This is a genomic window from Amycolatopsis sp. AA4, assembly GCF_002796545.1.
GTDB lineage: Bacteria > Actinomycetota > Actinomycetes > Mycobacteriales > Pseudonocardiaceae > Amycolatopsis.
This window is the reverse complement of sequence record NZ_CP024894.1, coordinates 6,431,359-6,448,475: the sequence shown is the minus strand read 5'-3', so window position 1 is coordinate 6,448,475 and position 17,117 is coordinate 6,431,359. Positions and strand designations below refer to the sequence as shown.

Here is a 17,117-nt window from a genome sequence, read left to right as displayed (position 1 = left end):
TCCCGATGAAGACGAAAGCAGCGGTCGTCTACGAGGTGGGCAAGCCGATCGAGGTGGTCGAGCTCGACCTCGAAGGCCCCGGCGAGGGCGAGGTGCTGATCCGGTACACGCACGCCGGCCTGTGCCATTCGGACGTGCACATCGCGCACGGCGACCTGGAGGCCCGGCTGCCGATGGTGCTCGGCCACGAGGGCGCGGGCATCATCGAGGACGTCGGCCCCGGCGTCACCCGCGTCAAGCCGGGCGACCACGTGGTGTGCTCGTTCATCCCGAACTGCGGCGTGTGCCGCTGGTGTTCCACCGGGCAGCAGGCGATCTGCGACATGGGCGCCACGATCCTCGAGGGCTACCTGCCGGGCGAGCGGTTCCCGTTCAGCGGCCCCGGTCCGGTCAAGGAATACGGCGCGATGTGCATGCTCGGCACGTTCAGCCAGTACTCGACCATTCACCAGAACTCGGTCGTGAAGGTCGACGACGACCTGCCGCTCGACAAGGCGGTGCTGGTCGGCTGCGGCGTCCCGACCGGATGGGGTTCGGCGGTCAACGCGGCCAATGTGCGCCCGGGCGAGACGGTGATCGTGTCCGGCGTCGGCGGCATCGGCATCAACGCGGTGCAGGGCGCGCGCTACGCCGGCGCGAAGAACGTGATCGCGCTGGACCCGCTGGAGAACAAGCGCGAAAAGGCGATGGAACTCGGCGCGACGCACGCGGTCGCGACGCCGGAGGAAGCGGCCGAGCTGGCGCAGTCTTTCACCAACGGCAACGGTGCGGACAAGACGATCGTCACCGCGGGCATCGTCACCGAGGAGATCGTGACCGGCGCGTTCAACGCCACCGGCAAGGGCGGCACGATCGTGCTGACCGGGCTGAACAAACTGTCGGTCAACAACGTCAACCTGCCCGGTTCGATCCTGACGCTGTTCAAGAAAACGGTGAAGGGCAGCCTGTTCGGCGACTGCAACCCGACCACGGACATCCCGAAGATCCTCGGGCTGTACCAGAGCGGGGACCTGAAGCTCGACGAGATCATCACCCGCACGTACACGCTGGAAGAGGTCAACCAGGGGTACGACGATCTGCTGGAGGGCCGGAACGTGCGCGGCGTGCTGGTCCACGACGCGCCGTGACGGCTTTGTCGGCGGACTGCGGGCCGGTTTCCGGTCCGCAGTCCGCGGTCCCCCTCCTGACCGCGGACGTGGTCGGCCGCCAGCGCGAGATCGAACTCCTGCTGGCCGGTCTCGACTGCGGCGCGCACGTCGTGCTCGAAGGTCCGCCCGGCACCGGAAAAACCACGCTGCTACGCGCCGTCGCGGAGGCGGGCGGTTCGCCGTTCGTGTTCGTGGAAGGCAACGCCGAGCTGACCCCCGCCCGCCTGGTCGGGCAGTTCGATCCTTCCCGCGTGCTGGCCGAAGGCTACGTGCCGGAGACCTTTGTGGACGGTCCGCTCATCGAGGCGCTGCGCACCGGCGGCCTGCTGTACGTCGAGGAAGTCAACCGAATCCCGGAAGAGACGCTCAACGTCCTCATCACGGTCATGTCGGAAGCCGAACTCCACGTGCCCCGCCTGGGCCGGGTACGCGCGGCGGACGGTTTCCGTTTGGTAGCCGCGATGAACCCGTTCGACGCGGTCGGCACCGCACGGATCTCGTCGGCCATCTACGACCGGGTCTGCCGGATCGTGATGGGCTACCAAAGCCAAGACGAGGAAAGCGACATCGTCGCCCGCCGCAGCCCGGCGGTCCCCGCGGAATGGCGGGCCAAAGTCGTGGACCTGGTACGCCGCACTCGCGAGCACGCCGACCTCCGGGTCGGTTCGTCCGTCCGCGGCGCGATCGATCTGGTGCGGCTGGCGGTTTCGCTGGCCCGCATCCGCGGTGCGTCGGCCACCGACTGGAGAATCGGCCACGACGCCGCGCTGGCCGCTCTGTCCGGCCGGATCGGCCTGCACGAATCCAGCGGCCGGACCCCGGAATCGGTGATCGACGAACTCTATGTCGCGGTCTTCGGCGCGGAATCGCCGCCGCCGGACTCAGAAGGCGGTGACCCGCCGGGGGAAGCCTGAGCCCGCCACCGGCGGGCCCTCCACCGCAACGCCCACCCCGCCCGGGTTCGGCGCGCAGCAGCACCACGCCGCGCGCCGAGCTTTCCCGCAACGCCCGCTTCGCGGAAATCTCGCCCGAGGTCGGGGTACTGGACGAGGAAGCGTTCAGCGCGGCCTTCCGCGAGGACGCCGACGAGGCAATGGCCTTGCTGGTCGAGATGAGCAAGGCGACCGACGAATCCCTGCGCGCAGCCGCCCGCGGACTGGCCCGGCGCCTGATGATCGACGTCGCCCGCCGCGGCGTCGCCCGCGGCCGGGGAGTGGGAAAGCTGCGCCGAGACCGAGCCGACCGAGGCGGCGAACTCGACCTCGACCGGTCGTTGCCCGCGTTGGTGGACGCGGCGGCAGTCGGCGGCGTTCCGGCACTGGACGACCTCGTGGCACGCCGATGGGCGCGCCCGGAATTGGCTCTGTGCCTGGTGATCGACACGAGCGGGTCGATGACGGGCGCACGGCTGGCCGCTGCCGCGCTCACCGCGGCGGCGTGTTCGTGGCGGGCGCCGGTGGAACACGCGGTGGTGTCTTTCGCCCGGACAGCGGAGATCATCCGGCCGCTGCGGTCGTCCCGGTCGAAAGCGGCGGTCGTGGAGTCGGTCTTGTCGTTGCGCGGCCACGGCGTAACGGCATTGGCGGCGGCGCTGCGCAAGGCGAACGAACAACTCGCGGCGTCGCGGGCGGCTCGCAAGACGGTGCTCCTGCTGTCGGACTGCCGGGCGACGGACGACCAAGATCCGCTGCCCGCCGCCCGGGCGTGCGAGGAACTGCTGATCCTCGCCCCGGCCGAGGATTGCGAGGAGGCCGAACGCCTCGCCCGCGACTCGGGCGCGCGATGGCAGCCCCTCAGCGGCGCCGCGGCCGCTCCTGCCGCACTGGCCACCCTGCTAGATCACCCATGAGCGCTCGCCAGACGCACGCCCACCTATCCGCACGCCGCGCCCCAATAGCAACAACCCACTCAAGCCGCGTAAAAACCGCCACCGCTGCACCCAAACAGCGTGGCACCCAGCCCTTCCCTCAACCCCGAACCGTCAGCACAATCAAACTTCGGGGTGCCCCACGCAACCGCTAACCGGCAATGCCGCCCGCCAGGGCGACGAGCCGAAAAAGGCCCTCAAACCCCAGGCTCCCCAACCAAAACCTCATCGGCAAACCCAGCCGCCAGCGCCCGCAATCCAGCATCCAAATACAAAGTCAAATCCGCATCAGCCCGAGCCGACCACCGCTCATAAGCCGCCCGGCACGTAGCGAGAACCGCTCGCCCCACCGCCAGCGGATACAACGAATCCTCTCCCTGCCCAGTCCGCCGAGCCACGAACTGGATAACCGCCCGCTCCCAAGCGTCGTAATGCCGAGTAGCACTAGCCGCCAGCTCAGCGACAGTACTGAGCAAATTCATCCGCATCCGCAGCTCAGGCACATCCTCGGCCCGGTAATGATTGGCGGCCAAAACCGCCCGCCGCACAGCCTCCAGCACCGGGACATCCTCCGGCGAATCCGCGAGCAGTTCCCGGATCGTGTCGACCTCGGAATCGAACTCGTTCCACAAGACATCAGACTTGGCGTCGTAATACCGGAAGAACGTCCGCCGGCTCACCCCGGCCGCGGCCGCGATCTGATCGACCGTCGTCTCATGAAAACCCTGCTCGGTGAACAGCCGCAACGCGATCTCCTCGAGCTGCCGAGCACTGGTTCCCCGAGGCCGCCCCCGCCGAGGCCGCGCCTCGCCGCCTGGATCAGCAGCCATGCCGCCCCCTCCCGCGAACGCTTCTGTCACCCGGTGACACTACTCGGCCCCGCGCCCCCGGCACCCGTCCGGCACAAGCCCGAAACACCCCGGCTCATTCCGGCCGCTCCTCCCCGCGCACCCAGGAGTCCAGCACGATCAACGTGCGCGTGCTCGTGATCCGGTGGCTGCGCCGCAGCTCGTCGATCGTGCTCTGCAGATGCGCCATGTCGCGGCTGCGCAGCCACACCACCGCGTCCGGGTCGCCGGCGATGGTGAACACCGCCTGCGCTTCCGGAATCCGGGTGGTGGTCTCGACGATCTCCGCGACGTTCGTGCTGCCGAAGAACCTCAGCTGCGCGAACGCCTCGATGCCCCAGCCGAGTTTCGCGTGGTCGACCTGCACGGTGAAGCCGGTGATCACGCCCTTCTCCCGGAGCCGGTCGACGCGCCGCTTCACCGCCGCGGTGGAGAGCGACACCCGCGCGGCGATGTCCGAGAACGTGCGCCGGGCGTCCTCGCGGAGCAACGCGATGATCTCGTGGTCGGTCGCGTCCAGCAGTTCTTCGGCCATGAGCGGCATCGTACGCAACAGATGTGCCCGATCGGCCCTCTCGCGCGTCGTCTTTTGCGTCCTTGCTACTACAGTGGCCGGGCACGTTGCGCCGGGGTCCGAGCGTGAGGTGAGGTGGCTCACGTCCCAACGGCGGGTGCCCGTGGGCTTGATGGCGTGCGGAAAGGAAGTGCGGATGAACGCCTTCACGTTGGAAGACCGGTACGTGCGCGAAGCGGGCACCGTCTACTTGACCGGGGTGCAGGCGCTGGTGCGCGTCCTGCTCGACCGGATCCGGCTCGACCGGCTGAACGGCGCCGATTCCGCGGCCTTCGTCTCCGGGTACCAGGGTTCGCCGCTCGGCGGGTTCGACCTGGAACTGGCGCGGCGGGCGGCCTTGCTGGCCGAGCACAACATCGTGCACAAGCCGGGCGTCAACGAGGAACTCGGCGCGACCGCGGTGATGGGCAGCCAGCTGGCCGCCCGGGCAGGCACGATGCGGCACGACGGCGTGGTCGGCATGTGGTACGGCAAGGCCCCTGGCCTCGACCGGGCCACCGACGCGCTGCGGCACGCCAACCTCGCCGGCGCCGACCCGCGCGGGGGCGCGGTCGCGCTGGTCGGCGACGACCCCAACGCGAAATCCTCGACCATCCCGTGTGCGTCCGAGCACGCGCTCGCCGACCTCGCGATGCCGGTGTTCTTCCCGGCCGACGCGCAGGACGTGCTGGAGCACGGCAGGCACGCGGTCGAACTTTCCCGCGCGAGCGGGCTGTGGTCCTCGATGAAGATCGTCGCGAACGTCGCCGATTCCGGCGGCACCGCGCTGGTCGACACGGACTGGACCGCGCCGGAAATGCCCGAAGGCGCGTACAAGCACCAGCCGAACAGCCGTCTTCTCGGACCGGAGCTGATCACGCTCGAGCACAGCCTGCACCGCGTGCGGCTGCCGCTCGCGATGGAATACGTGCGGGCCAGCGGAATCAACCGGATCGTCCGGTCCGGACCGGACGACCGCGTCGGCATCGTCACGGCCGGAAAGTCCTATTTGGACCTGCGGCAGGCGCTGCGGATGCTCGGCCTCGACGAGTCCGAACTGTCCCGTTACGGCATCCGGCTGCTGAAGCTCGGCGTCGTGTACCCGGTGGAACCCGGCATCATCAAGGAATTCGCCGAGGGCCTCGACGAAATCCTGGTGATCGAGGAGAAGCGCGCGCTGGTCGAACCGGCGATCAAGGAGATCCTCTACGGCCGCACCGGCGCGCCGCGCGTGTACGGCAAAACCGATCCGCGCGGCCAGGTGCTGTTCACCGAACTCGGCGAACTGGACCCCGACCGCATCGCGAGCGGCCTGGCCAAGCGCCTGCCCGACGCGGAACCCGTCGCCGCGTGGAAGCAGCGGCGCCGCCGCGAGCGGATTTCCGTGCCGCTGCTGGCCCGCACGCCGTACTTCTGCTCCGGCTGCCCGCACAACTCGTCCACCAAGGTCCCGGACGGCACGCTCGTCGGCGCCGGGATCGGCTGCCACACCATGGCTTTGTTCATGGAGCCCGAGCAGGTCGGCGAGGTCGTCGGGCTGACCCAGATGGGCGGCGAGGGCGCGCAGTGGATCGGCATGGCCCCGTTCGTCGAGACGCCGCACCTGATGCAGAACATCGGCGACGGCACGTTCATGCACTCCGGCAGCCTCGCCGTGCGCGCGGCGGTGGCGGCCGGCGTCGACATCACCTACAAGCTGCTTTACAACTCCGCGGTCGCGATGACCGGTGGTCAGGACGCGGTCGGCGGGCTGTCCGTCGAGAAGGTCGCGGCGCTGCTGCTGACCGAGGGCGCGGCGAAGGTCGTCATCACCTCGGACGCGCCGCGGCGGCTGCGGAAGCGCAAGCTGCCGCGCGGCGTCGAGGTGCGGGACCGGTCGGAACTTCTTCGTACGCAAGAGGAACTGGCCGCGCACCGCGGGGTCACGGTGTTGATTCACGAGCAGGAGTGCGCGGCGGAGAAGCGGCGCAAGCGTCGTCGCGGGAAGCAGGAAACGCCGGCGCGCAAGGTCTTCATCAACGAACGCGTCTGCGAAGGCTGCGGCGACTGCGGCGTGAAGTCGAATTGTCTTTCGGTGCAGCCGGTCGAGACGGAGTTCGGCCGCAAAACCCAGATCCACCAGGCGTCCTGCAACGTCGACTACTCGTGCCTCGACGGCGACTGCCCGTCGTTCCTGACTGTCGTCCCGACCGGCGAGGTCAAGCGGCGCCACCTCGCCCCGATCAGCGCGGACGTCCTGCCGGAACCGGCGAAAACCCTGTCCGACGTCGCGGTGCGGATCACCGGCATCGGCGGCACCGGCGTGGTCACCGTCGCGCAGATCCTCGGTGTCGCCGGGGTTCTCGACGGCAAGCAGGTGCGCACCCTCGACCAGACCGGCCTCGCGCAGAAGGGCGGCGCGGTCGTTTCGGACGTGAAGATCTCCACCGGCGCGGTCGAGCAGGCCCCGAAGCTCGCCAACGGGGAGTGCGACCTCTACCTCGCGTGCGACGCGCTGGTCGCCGCCGACCCGGCGTACCTCGGCGTGGCCGACGCCGAGCGGACCGTCGCCGTCGTGTCCACTTCGGAGGTTCCGACCGGGCGCATGGTGGTGGACAAGGAAGTTTCCTACCCCGACCAGTCCAGCATCCGCGGCGCGCTCGGCGACGCGACCGCCGCCGGGCACTACCTCGACGCGCGCGGCCTCGCCGAGCAGATCTTCGGCGACGACCAGTTCGCCAATATCCTCCAGCTCGGCGCGGCCTACCAGACCGGGTCCCTCGCGGTCACCGCGGAAAGCCTGGAACAGGCCATCAGGATCAACGGGACCGCGGTCGAGACGAACCTGCAGGCGTTCCGGCGCGGCAGGCAGCTGGTCGCCGACCCGGACGCGCTCAACGCGGAACTCTCGCCGTCCTCGTCGGCGGAGGCCCCGGCCGCGGCCGACGCGGAAGCGGTCCGCCGCGTGCGCTCGCTGGTGCACGCGGACGGCGAACTCGCCCGGGTGCTCGACCTGCGCGTTCCGGACCTCATCGCCTACCAGGACGAGCGGTACGCGCGGGAGTACGCCGAGTTCGTCGAGCGGGTCCGCACCCGGGCCGGCGCTTCGGTGGCCGAGGCGGTCGCGCGGAACCTCTACAAGCTCATGGCCTACAAGGACGAGTACGAGGTCGCCCGCCTGTCGCTGGACCCGCGGCTGACCGCGGAAATCGAAGCCCAGTTCGGCGTCGGCACGCGGTTCGCGCACCGGCTGCACCCGCCGGTGCTGCGCGCGCTGGGCATGAACCGCAAGATCAGCCTCGGCGGACGCAGCTTCCGGCCCGCGTTCGCGGCGCTGCGGGCCATGCGCAAGCTGCGCGGGACGAAGCTGGACCCGTTCGGGCGCGCCGAGGTCCGGCGGGTCGAGCGGGCGCTGATCGGGGAGTACCGGCAGGCCCTGGAGCGCGCGCTCGAGGTGGCCGGCCGCGGCGACGCCCGGCTGGTCGAACTGGCCGCGCTGCCGGACTCGGTGCGCGGGTACGAGGAGATCAAGCTGGCCAACGTCGCGTCCTATCGGAAGCGGCAGGAGGAGCTGCTGCGGGAACTGGAGACGCCGGACTCGGTGCGGGTCGCCACCGCCTGAGCCGCTGGCGCCAGGTCGGCGGCGGATTCCGTCCGGAATTGCCTTAATTGAAGCGTGATCAACCACTTCACCCGACATTGAACGCGGATTCCGTGCCGGACTTCCGCGAAGTCTCCGAAACGGCGAGAAGCCGGGCAAACCCCGGTCTTCTCGCCGTTTCGGCTTTTCCGCCGCGCCCGGCCCGCCCGGAAGAGTCGGGTAGGTGTCACACCATCGGGTGGTCCTGGCGAACCTCGTCGGGCGACCCGCGTCCGTCCCCCGATCAGTGGGGTGGGCGGCGCCCGGCGGGGTGGTCCGACGGCAACCCCGTGACCAGCGCGGACGCCCCGAATCCCCTAATGCCCCTATTCGGGGGAGCGGCGAAGTCCCTAGTGGGTGCCCCGGCTAACCCGGGTGACCCCCCGATGGCGGGCATTCGGCGGAGTCCTATGTTCGGAAAAGGAGCCGGCTCTGGGGCCGGCTCGTCCGGTTTTCGGACACCCCACCCCGATCCGTTGTCACCACAGGAGAATACGAACTATGGGCCCGGTGCAGACGCTGCACGAATTCGCGCTGAACCTGCTGAACGACCCGCAGTCGCTGGCGGAGTACAAGGCCGACCCGCAGGGGGTGCTGAACGGTGCCGGCCTGGGCGAGCTGAACCCGTCGGACGTGCAGGACATCATGCCGCTCGTCATGGACAGCGCCCCGCTGCCGGCCGCTCCCGCCGCCCCGGGCATCCCGGCCGTGCCGGGCGTGCCCGCCGCGCCGAGCGTTCCGTCCGCCGACCTGGGCGGCGCCTTCGACAAGGCGGACGCCGCCGCCGAGCCGGTCGCGCACCAGGCGGGCGACGCCCTCGGCGGTCTCGCCGGCGGCCTGCCGAACCTCGCCCCGGTCTTCGAGGGCGTCAGCAACGTCGCGGGCGAGACCGGCCTGAACACCGTCACCCACGGTGTGCTGGGCGCGGTCTCCGGCGTGCTGGACCACGTCGCCGCCGCGACCCACCCGGTCCCGGTCGTCGGCCCGATCCTCGACGCCGCCGCGATCGACACGCAGAACACCGTCAACGCGGTGGGCGAGCACGTCTTCGACGGCAAGCTCGTCGGCTCCGCGGTCGACGCGACCACCAACCACCTCGGCGACGCGCTGACCTGGAAGGCCGTCGTGTCCGAGTCCGGCAAGCTCCCGGCCGTCGGCGGCCCGGTCAGCAGCCTCGTCGAGGACGTCCGCCAGGGCGGTTCGAAGCTGCTCGGCACCGTCAACGAGGCGATCGGCTCGACCCCGGTCGGCGTCCACGGCGACGACGTCCGCGCCGACCTGACCCAGGCGACCGGCGACCTGACCCACGCGGGCGACCTGTCCGGCACGCTGGACCACGTCACCGGCGCGGTTCCGGGCCTCCCGGCGGTGCCGGGCGTCGGCGAACTGCCGCAGGTCCCGGGCGTCGGCTCGCTGCCGCAGGTGCCGGGTGTCGGTTCGCTTCCGGCCGTGCCGGGCGTCGGCTCGCTGCCGCAGGTCCCGGGTGTCGGCTCGCTGCCGCACGCCCCGGCCGTCCCGGGCGTCGGCGAACTGCCGCACGCCCCGGCGCTGCCGGCCGCCCCGAACGCGGGTTCGCTGACCCACGCGATCGAGGGCGCGACCGCGCACGCTCCGGCCGTCAACGCGGCTGCTCAGCACGTCACGAGCACCGTTCAGGACGCGGCCGAGACCGGCACGCAGCACGTGTCGGCCGGCGACCTGCCGGAAGCCGCGCACGCCGCGCCGCTCAACGAGGTCCAGAACCACCTGCACGACGTGGCGGGCGGCCTCGAGTCGCACGCGAGCAACGTGCACCTGGACAGCCTGCACCTGGGGCACTGATCCCGGCGCACCAAGGGTTTTCCCGCCGCGGGCTCGGACCGGTCACGGTCCGGGCCCGCGGTTTTTCGGGCCGGGCGAGAGTTGCGGTGCGGCAACGGCGTTTCGGCGATCGTGAACGGTGTCGGCACCGCGTACGCCTGCTGGTCCACCACGCGGAAGCCGGCTAGCGAGGTTCCGGGATCGCCGGATCGCAGCAGCCGGTCATCCGGGGCAGTTCGCGGTTGACCTCGGCCAGTTCGGCGGCGACCGCGTGGCACGGTTCGCACGCCGCGAGGTGTTCGGCGAGGATTCCGGCCCGGCGGGCGGGCAGGGTGCCGCGCAGCCACGCGCCCATCCGGCGGCGGACTTCTTGGCACTGCGGCAATTTCGCGTCCGGCACCTGGACTTGCAGGTACGCCTGCCGCAGTCCCTCGCGGGCGCGGCGGGCGAGCACGGCGACGCCGTTCGGGGAAACGCCGAGCACCGGCGCGAGTTCCGCCGGGGTGTCGCCTTCGGCCGACATCCGCCACAACACCGTTCGCCAGCGGCCGGGCAGGGTGCGGTAGGCCGACCAGACAAGGCGGTCTTCCGAGCGCATGACGGCGAGTTCGTCCGCTCCGCCGTCGAGAGTTACGGGTTCCGGAACCGTGGCGTAGAGATCGATGCGGTTTTCGTGGCGGCTCCACCGGGCGAAGAGATTTCGCATGGTGGCCACGAGATACGCCGGCGCGTTCGACTCCGGGCCGCCGCCGGCCGCGACGGTGCTGAGCACGCGCGCGAACGCTTCGGCGACCAGGTCGTCGCGTTCGGCCTGCTGGCGCACCAAACCGGCGGCGACGCGGCGCATCAGCGTGACGTGCCGCCGGAACAATTCCCCGCCGGCCTGGCAATCTCCGGCGCGTACGGCGGCGAGGAGCTCGGCGTCGGTGCGCTCGTCCTCGTCCGCCTCGGTGACCAGCGTGCTGCCCAGTGTCGCGTCCACCGTGCACCTCCCACCGGACCGGCCCACACCTCGTCACGCGGGACTGCTGAAAGTAACTGGTACAGCAGTGTACTCCATACGCCGCGGCGAGCCGGGCATCCGGACGCGCGTTTCCGCGCCCGTCGCCGCTGTCAGCCGAACGGGGAAGTCCGGGCCGCTCAAGGACATTTCGTTCGGCGGCCGACTGTCCGAAGTGGACTATTGACGGACGGTCAGGAAAGCTCTCCGGCCAATTCGGCGAAATAGGGCGTCATCGCCGGGGGGTAGTCGGCGAAGTCCGGTTTCGGCGTGCCCTCGAAGGCGGCGGCGAACAGGTCGAGGTAGTACTCCCAGCCGGGTCCGGCTTCCGGGATCTTGTCCGCCGAATCGAGGTGGTGCACCAGCTGGAGTTCCGTTGCCGCGCCGCGGGACTCGAGCCGCAGTTCCATCCGCCAGGCCCCCGATTCGTCGGTGGACGAAACAGCCAGCCGCCGCGGCGGCTCGCACGCGTCGACGCGGAGGTCCATCCAGGGCTGCTGTTCCTCGAACGCCATCTGGACGCGGATCATCCGACCGGGTGCCCCGTCGCCCTCCCAAGGGCCGAACCAGCGCGCGGTGCGTTCGGGTTCGGTGAGCGCGGCCCACACGTCGTCGATCGGGGCGCGGAAGGTGCGCGGCACAACCAGGTCGATGCTGTCGGCGAGGCGGTGCGCTCTCGCGGTGGGCACGGGTTTCATGCGGTGTGTTCCTCTCCGGGGGAGGTGTCCCGGCGGCGTTCGCGACGGGTGCGGTGGACCTCGGTCTCCAGCGCGTCGAGCCGCTGCTGCCAGGCCGGCGGGGCGAGAAGCCGGGTGAGCCAGGCGGCGAGTTCGGCGAAGCCTTCCGGGTCGAGCGAGTAAAACCGTTGCCTGCCCACGAGTTCGTCGCGCACCAGCCCGCTTTCCCGCAGCACGCGCAGATGCCGCGACACCGCGGGACGGCTGATGGCGAAACGCGCGGCGATCTCGCCGGCGGGCAGGCGCTGGTGCCGCAGGAGCGCCAGGATGTCCCGCCGCACCGGGTCGGCGATCGCGCTGGCGGCCAGGTCCACGGCGGAAGCGTAACGCAGCGGTTACGCGTTCGGCAAGGACGTCACGGCCAGGTCGAAGCGCCGCCGCGGCGTTTGCGGACCTCTTTCCCGGTGCCGTGCGGGAAGCCGTGTTTGACGAGCCGGACCTCGGCGAGTTCGTCGGCGCTGGTGACGGTGAGGAACAGGCTCAGCAGCAGGCTGATCAGCAGCGCGGCGACGATCATCCCGGCGGGCATCGGCGTGACCAGCGTGAGGACGACGTAACCGGCGATCAGCCACGGCAGCGCCTCGACGAAGATCCGGAACGCGAAGCGCAGCACCCAGGTTTTCGCGGTCGCGTCGTACAGCACCCACTCGCGGTACTCGTCGGGGAGTACTCCGCCGTACACGTAGTGCAGCCAGCGCACCGGACCGGGTCGCTTCATCCCCGCCGGGTACCCCGGGCTCAGGCGGCGTACGCCCCGAGCTTGGCCGGGTTCATCAGCCAGAACACGCGGTGGATGCCCTCGGCCGACGCCGACACGGTCAGCACCGCGGTGACGGTCCCGCCGTGGCTGACCACCGCCGCGGGCTGGCCGTTGACCTCGCTCCAGCGCACCTCGGTGCCGGGCCAGAACCGGTTGGCGAACGCGCGGACGTACTTCGCCACCGTGCCCGCGCCGACCACCGGAATCCGCGTCGCGCGGACCGCACCGCCGCCGTCGGAGTAGCTGACGACGTCTTCGGCGAGCAGTTTCTCCAGCGTCGCCAGGTCGCCGGAGCGCGCGGCGGCCACGAACGCTTCGAGCAGCCGCCGCTGTTCGGCCGGTTCGACCGGCGTCCGGCGTTCCGCGGCGAGGTGTTTGCGCGCCCGGCTGACCAGCTGGCGCGCGTTCCCCTCGGTGGTCTGCACGATGTCGGCGATCTGCTGGTACGGATAGTCGAACGCCTCGCGCAGCACGTACGCGGCTCGTTCCGTCGGCGGCAGTTTCTCCAGCAGGAACAGCACCGCCACCTCGAGTGCGGCGGCGCGCTCGGCGCCGAGCTGCGGATCGGCGGACGTGTCGATCGGTTCGGGCAGCCACGGGCCGACGTAGGTTTCGTGCCGGACGCGCGCGGTCTGGCTCGCGGTGATGGCCAGCCGGGTCGTGGCGGTGGCGAGGAACGCGCCCGGGTCGCGGACGACCGAACGGTCGCAGGTCTGCCAGCGCAGCCAGACGTCCTGCAGGAGGTCCTCGGCGTCGGCGACGCTGCCGAGCATCCGGTAGGCGATCCCGAACAGCCGCGGCCGGACCTGCGCGAACACCGAGGCGGCCTCGGCGATTTCCTCCATCAGCGGCGCGTTCCTTCCAGTCCCGGCGGGCGATCGCGAGCTTAGCGGGCAGGGGTGTCACAAATCGGCGCGCTGCCCGGTCCTGACTGACGACGCTCGCGGCGGCCGTCGCGGCGGAAACGGAGGGAACGGGCATGAAGATCGTCGTCATCGGCGGGACCGGGCGGATCGGTTCGCGGGTCGTGCGGCTGCTGGAGGGGCACGAGGTCGTGGCGGCCGCGCCGAGCACCGGCGTGAACACCTTGACCGGCGAAGGGCTGTCCGGCGCGCTGCAGGGGGCCGACGTGCTGGTGGACGTGTCGAATTCGCCGTCGTTCGCGGACGACGACGTCATGGAATTCTTCCAGCGCTCGACCGGGAATCTGGTGCGAGAGGCCCGCGAGGCCGGAGTGGGGCATTTCGTCGCGCTTTCCGTCGTGGGTGCCGACGAGCTGCCGGATTCCGGATACCTGCGGGCGAAGGCCGCGCAGGAAAAGCTGATCCGGGAAAGCGGGCTGGACTGCACGATCGTGCGCGCGACGCAGTTCCTGGAGTTCGCGCTCGCGATCGCGGACACCTCGACGGCCGACGGCGTGGTGCGGCTTTCCGGCGCCGGCGCGCAGCCGATCGCCGCGGAGGACGTCGCGGCGGCGGTCGCGCGGGCCGCGGGCGAACCGCCGGTCGGCGGGATCGTCGAGATCGGCGGGCCGGACGTGCTGCCGATGGACGAGTGGATCCGGCGGGTGCTGACCGCGCGGAAGGACCCGCGCGAGGTGGTGACCGACCCGGCCGCGAAGTACTTCGGCACGGTGCTGGGCAAGGACAGCCTGGTGCCCGCGGAAGGCGCGTGGCGGGGGAAGATCGGGCTGGCGGAGTGGCTGAACTCGTGAGCGGCGATGCCGGTTAGAACCGGCATCGCCGCGCACGAGCTACGAAAGCTGGCCGTCGTAATCCGGCAGCTTGAAGCCCTTTTCGTAGTCCCCGCCTTCGAGGTCGGTGGACCGGTTCCCGATGTTCGCCGTGATCGTGTAGCCCTGTTCGGTCAGGTCCGCGCGGCAGCGCTGTTTGCCGTCGGCGGTGCCCTCGCCGGACTTGCGGGTGCAGATCGCGTCGATCGGGTAGCCCGCGCTGCTCAGCTGCTTGCGCGCCGAGGAGGAGCTGGTCCGCGCCGTCACGAACAGGACGGACACGTGGTGCCGGCCCGCCCACTGGGCGACCGCGAGCACCGGCCGGTTCGGTGCGCCGGGGTGGTATTCGGTTTCCAGCGAGGTGTTGTCGATGTCCAGCACGATCGCCAGCCCGGACCCGCCCCGCGCGACCCGGTCGGTCAGCCACGGGATGGCCGGGTCGACGGCTTCGCGCACGTCGGCCTGCCATTGGTCGTAGCTGGGCAGCTCGGACACCGCGGCCGAGGCGGTGGCCGGAGCGGCGACCAGCCCGGCGACGGCGAGAATCGCGGCGCAGGCGGTTTTGACGTTCATCGGCGCGTTTTTCTCCTTAGCGTGGCGGAAACTGCCGTCGAACACGCTAATCGCGCCGAGACTTTCGCTGCACCGTCGTTCGTCGGTTAATCGCGCGAAGGGAATTCGCGGGTTGTTCACCGGAAACTGTCGCCCGGTTCAGCGGGAGGCTGGCTGTCCGAGGGCCGGACAGCCAGCCTCCCGATCCGCCGTTTACCCGGCGATGGTGTCCAATTCGGCCAAGGCGTCCGCGGGCAGTTCCAAATCGCCCGCCGCCACGTTCTCGCGCAGATGCGCGACCGACGACGTGCCGGGGATCAGCAGGATGTTCGGCGACTGGTGCAGCAGCCAGGCCAGCGCGACCGCCTTCGGGCTGGCGCCGAGCCGGGCGGCGACATCGTCCAGCGTCGAGGACTGCAGCGGGCTGAACCCGCCGAGCGGCCAGAACGGGACGTAGGAAATCCCTTGTGCGGCAAGGGATTCGATCAGCTTCTCGTCCCCACGGTGCGCGACGTTGTACCAGTTCTGCACGGTGACCACCGGCGCGATCGACTGCGCCTCGGCCACCTGCTCGGCGTCGACGACGCTCACGCCGAGTTCCTTGATCTTGCCTTCCTGGCGCATTTCGGCGAGCGCGCCGAACGGTTCGGCCAGCGAACCCGGCACCGGCGAGTGCCCGTCCGCTCCGCCGCCGACGCGCAGGTTCACCACGTCGAGCGCTTCGACGCCGAGGTTGCGCAGGTTCGATTCGACCTGTTCGCGCAGCTGCCGCGGCGAACGCTCGTGGATCCAGCCGCCCTGGTCGTCGCGCACCGCGCCGACCTTGGTGACGATCTGCAGCCCGTCGTAGGGCGCGAGCGCTTCGCGGAGCAGTTCGTTCGTCACGTGCGGCCCGTAGAAGTCGGCGGTGTCGATGTGGTTCACGCCCAGTTCGACGGCCGTGCGCAGCACCGCGAGCGCCTCGTCGCGGTCGCTCGGCGGCCCGAAGACGCCGGGTCCGGCCAGCTGCATCGCGCCGTATCCCAGGCGGGCGACGGTGCGCCCGGCCAACGTGAACGTCCCGCCGGGGAGGTTGTCGGTCAATGTTCCGCCCTTCTTTCCTCGCCGCGCCGGTCCCGCCGCGGCTGCCGTCCATGGTGCGGCGCGCGGCGCGGCGCGGCCAGTACCCCTCGGTCCTGGGAGTGTCAGGGCCAGGCTCGCGGGACAGCCGTCCGATAATTTGGTATACCATTAACATGGCTTCTCTCACTGTGACCGGCGTGCGCCCGTGGGGCGGCGCCCCGGCCGACCTCGTCCTCGACGGCGACCGCATCTCCGACGTCCGGCCCGCGGGCTCGGCCCCCGTCGAGGGCGAGCGGATCGACGGCGCGGGGCTGCTCGCGCTGCCCGGGTTCGTCAACTCGCACGCGCACGTCGACAAGAGCTGGTGGGGCAAGCCGTGGGTGTCCTACGGCGGCGTCGCGACCACCGAAGGCCGCATCGCGCACGAGCGGGCCGAGCGGGACGCGCTGGGCATCCCGAGCGTCGAGAGCGCCGAGATCGTGCTGCGCGAATTCCTGCGGCACGGCACCACCGCGGCGCGCAGCCACGTGGACGTCGACCTGGGCCTCGGGGTGCGCGGCATCGAGATCGTGCGGGAGGCCGCGCAGCGGCTGGACGGCGCGGTGCAGGTCGAGATCGTGGCGTTTCCGCAGGACGGCGTGCTGCGCCGGCCCGGCGTGCTCAAGCTGCTCGACGAGGCCGCGGCGGCGGGCGCGGGCTGGATCGGCGGCCTCGACCCGGCGGGCATCGACCGGGATCCGGTCGGCCAGCTCGACGGGCTGTTCGAGATCGCCGAACGACGCGGCGTCGGCCTCGACATCCACCTCCACGACGGCGGTGAGCTGGGCGCGTTCCAGTACGAGCTGATCGCGGACCGGACCGTGCGGACCGGCTTGCAGGGCAAAGTGACCGTGTCGCACGGCTTCGCGCTCGGCGAGGTTCCCCCGGCGCGGCAGGCGGCGCTGCTCGACCGGATCGCCGAGGCCGGCATCTCGCTGGCGACCGTCGCGCCGGTGCGGACCGCGCCGCTGCCGTGGACCGAGCTGTCGGCACGCGAGGTCCCGGTCGGCCTCGGCACCGACGGGATCCGCGACCTGTGGTCCCCGTACGGCGACGGCGACCTCCTCCAGATCGCACTCGGCTTCGCCCGGCTGCACGGCCTGCGGAAGGACGAGGACCTCACGGCGGCGGTGGAGCTGGCGACGCGGCGGGCGGCGTCGTTCGTGGGCCGGGAGCGGCACGAGCTGGCGCCGGGTTGCCGGGCGGACGTGGTGTTGGTGGCGGCGGAGAACGTGCCGGACGCGTTGATGCGCGTGCCGGTGCGTTCGCTGGTGATCGCGGGCGGCCGGGTCGTGGCGCGGGACGGCGAGGTGCTCGTCTGAGGTTCGTCCGGCGCTCCAGTCGTGGGCGGATTTTTCCGTCCGCGGAGACGAACTTTCGGTCCCGGGGCGGCGATACCG

The 17,117-nt window shown here is 70.9% G+C and carries 16 protein-coding genes; 7 read left to right on the top strand and 9 right to left on the bottom strand.

The features are described 5' to 3' along the window. The first annotated feature begins 5 nt into the window (after positions 1-5). The 3 genes from CU254_RS29775 to CU254_RS29765 all read left to right on the top strand — a co-directional run bounded on the left by CU254_RS29775 (position 6) and on the right by CU254_RS29765 (position 2,997). Positions 6-1,127, top strand: a complete 1,122-nt coding sequence (locus tag CU254_RS29775) for an NDMA-dependent alcohol dehydrogenase (protein ID WP_009082064.1) — start codon at positions 6-8, stop codon at positions 1,125-1,127. Further along, positions 1,124-2,062, top strand: coding sequence for a MoxR family ATPase (locus CU254_RS29770; protein ID WP_009082063.1), 939 nt, complete (start codon positions 1,124-1,126; stop codon positions 2,060-2,062). The genes CU254_RS29775 and CU254_RS29770 overlap by 4 nt, the downstream gene beginning before the upstream one ends. Before the next feature lie 179 nt (positions 2,063-2,241). Further along, on the top strand, positions 2,242-2,997 hold the full coding sequence (locus tag CU254_RS29765) for a VWA domain-containing protein (protein WP_050788312.1): 756 nt from the start codon (positions 2,242-2,244) through the stop codon (positions 2,995-2,997). 215 nt (positions 2,998-3,212) lie between these two features. Here the strand turns inward: CU254_RS29765 and mftR are convergent, their stop codons facing one another. Further along, on the bottom strand, positions 3,213-3,845 hold the full coding sequence (gene mftR, locus CU254_RS29760; protein ID WP_009082061.1) for a mycofactocin system transcriptional regulator: 633 nt from the start codon (positions 3,843-3,845) through the stop codon (positions 3,213-3,215). Between the two features lie 94 nt (positions 3,846-3,939). Beyond that, complete coding sequence (locus CU254_RS29755) at positions 3,940-4,398, bottom strand: Lrp/AsnC family transcriptional regulator (RefSeq protein WP_009082060.1); 459 nt, start codon at positions 4,396-4,398, stop codon at positions 3,940-3,942. Between the two features lie 175 nt (positions 4,399-4,573). On the opposite strand from CU254_RS29755, the gene CU254_RS29750 reads away from it, so the two are divergent. Both CU254_RS29750 and CU254_RS29745 read left to right on the top strand, forming a co-directional pair. Then, entirely contained in the window at positions 4,574-8,017 is a 3,444-nt protein-coding gene (locus tag CU254_RS29750) for an indolepyruvate ferredoxin oxidoreductase family protein (protein WP_037715223.1), read from the top strand. Positions 8,018-8,536: 519 nt separating this feature from the next. Further along, a complete protein-coding gene (locus CU254_RS29745) occupies positions 8,537-9,856 on the top strand; it encodes an IniB N-terminal domain-containing protein (protein WP_100266924.1) in 1,320 nt (439 codons plus the stop codon). A 163-nt stretch (positions 9,857-10,019) separates the two neighbouring features. Here the strand turns inward: CU254_RS29745 and CU254_RS29740 are convergent, their stop codons facing one another. From CU254_RS29740 to CU254_RS29720, 5 genes are all read right to left on the bottom strand, one after another. After that, positions 10,020-10,817, bottom strand: a complete 798-nt coding sequence (locus tag CU254_RS29740; RefSeq protein ID WP_100266923.1) for a sigma-70 family RNA polymerase sigma factor — start codon at positions 10,815-10,817, stop codon at positions 10,020-10,022. A gap of 212 nt (positions 10,818-11,029) precedes the next feature. Further along, positions 11,030-11,533, bottom strand: coding sequence for an SRPBCC family protein (locus CU254_RS29735; RefSeq protein WP_009082055.1), 504 nt, complete (start codon positions 11,531-11,533; stop codon positions 11,030-11,032). Next, complete coding sequence (locus CU254_RS29730) at positions 11,530-11,886, bottom strand: metalloregulator ArsR/SmtB family transcription factor (RefSeq protein ID WP_037715221.1); 357 nt, start codon at positions 11,884-11,886, stop codon at positions 11,530-11,532. The genes CU254_RS29735 and CU254_RS29730 overlap by 4 nt, the downstream gene beginning before the upstream one ends. Positions 11,887-11,927: 41 nt before the next feature. Continuing rightward, positions 11,928-12,290 (bottom strand): DUF5313 family protein, encoded by a 363-nt coding sequence (locus CU254_RS29725; protein ID WP_063631974.1) that lies wholly within the window; start codon positions 12,288-12,290, stop codon positions 11,928-11,930. A 20-nt stretch (positions 12,291-12,310) separates the two neighbouring features. Further along, complete coding sequence (locus CU254_RS29720; RefSeq protein ID WP_009082049.1) at positions 12,311-13,177, bottom strand: RNA polymerase sigma-70 factor; 867 nt, start codon at positions 13,175-13,177, stop codon at positions 12,311-12,313. Positions 13,178-13,311: 134 nt separating this feature from the next. On the opposite strand from CU254_RS29720, the gene CU254_RS29715 reads away from it, so the two are divergent. Next, the gene (locus tag CU254_RS29715; protein WP_009082047.1) at positions 13,312-14,046 is read left to right on the top strand and encodes an SDR family oxidoreductase; all 735 of its coding nucleotides are present in this window, start codon (positions 13,312-13,314) and stop codon (positions 14,044-14,046) included. A 39-nt stretch (positions 14,047-14,085) separates the two neighbouring features. On the opposite strand, the gene CU254_RS29710 is transcribed toward CU254_RS29715, so the two are convergent. Both CU254_RS29710 and CU254_RS29705 read right to left on the bottom strand, forming a co-directional pair. Further along, positions 14,086-14,637: an HAD family acid phosphatase gene (locus CU254_RS29710; protein ID WP_107487944.1), complete on the bottom strand. Its 552-nt coding sequence runs from the start codon at positions 14,635-14,637 to the stop codon at positions 14,086-14,088. A 192-nt stretch (positions 14,638-14,829) separates the two neighbouring features. Next, the gene (locus CU254_RS29705; protein ID WP_009082043.1) at positions 14,830-15,699 is read right to left on the bottom strand and encodes an oxidoreductase; all 870 of its coding nucleotides are present in this window, start codon (positions 15,697-15,699) and stop codon (positions 14,830-14,832) included. Positions 15,700-15,851: 152 nt separating this feature from the next. Between CU254_RS29705 and CU254_RS29700 the strand changes: the two genes are divergently transcribed. After that, positions 15,852-17,039 carry an amidohydrolase gene (locus tag CU254_RS29700; RefSeq protein ID WP_009082041.1) on the top strand — a complete coding sequence of 396 codons (1,188 nt, stop codon included), beginning with the start codon at positions 15,852-15,854 and terminating at the stop codon, positions 17,037-17,039. Positions 17,040-17,117: the final 78 nt, after the last annotated feature.

Excerpts from the sequence above, each read along its gene's own strand:
- CU254_RS29775 (WP_009082064.1), top strand. The coding sequence starts at position 6 with ATGAAGACGAAAGCAGCGGTCGTCTACGAGGTGGGCAAGCCGATCGAG.
- CU254_RS29765 (WP_050788312.1), top strand. The coding sequence starts at position 2,242 with ATGGCCTTGCTGGTCGAGATGAGCAAGGCGACCGACGAATCCCTGCGC.
- mftR (WP_009082061.1), bottom strand. The coding sequence starts at position 3,845 with ATGGCTGCTGATCCAGGCGGCGAGGCGCGGCCTCGGCGGGGGCGGCCT.
- CU254_RS29755 (WP_009082060.1), bottom strand. The coding sequence starts at position 4,398 with ATGGCCGAAGAACTGCTGGACGCGACCGACCACGAGATCATCGCGTTG.
- CU254_RS29750 (WP_037715223.1), top strand. The coding sequence starts at position 4,574 with ATGAACGCCTTCACGTTGGAAGACCGGTACGTGCGCGAAGCGGGCACC.
- CU254_RS29745 (WP_100266924.1), top strand. The coding sequence starts at position 8,537 with ATGGGCCCGGTGCAGACGCTGCACGAATTCGCGCTGAACCTGCTGAAC.
- CU254_RS29735 (WP_009082055.1), bottom strand. The coding sequence starts at position 11,533 with ATGAAACCCGTGCCCACCGCGAGAGCGCACCGCCTCGCCGACAGCATC.
- CU254_RS29725 (WP_063631974.1), bottom strand. The coding sequence starts at position 12,290 with ATGAAGCGACCCGGTCCGGTGCGCTGGCTGCACTACGTGTACGGCGGA.
- CU254_RS29720 (WP_009082049.1), bottom strand. The coding sequence starts at position 13,177 with ATGGAGGAAATCGCCGAGGCCGCCTCGGTGTTCGCGCAGGTCCGGCCG.
- CU254_RS29715 (WP_009082047.1), top strand. The coding sequence starts at position 13,312 with ATGAAGATCGTCGTCATCGGCGGGACCGGGCGGATCGGTTCGCGGGTC.
- CU254_RS29710 (WP_107487944.1), bottom strand. The coding sequence starts at position 14,637 with ATGAACGTCAAAACCGCCTGCGCCGCGATTCTCGCCGTCGCCGGGCTG.
- CU254_RS29700 (WP_009082041.1), top strand. The coding sequence starts at position 15,852 with ATGGCTTCTCTCACTGTGACCGGCGTGCGCCCGTGGGGCGGCGCCCCG.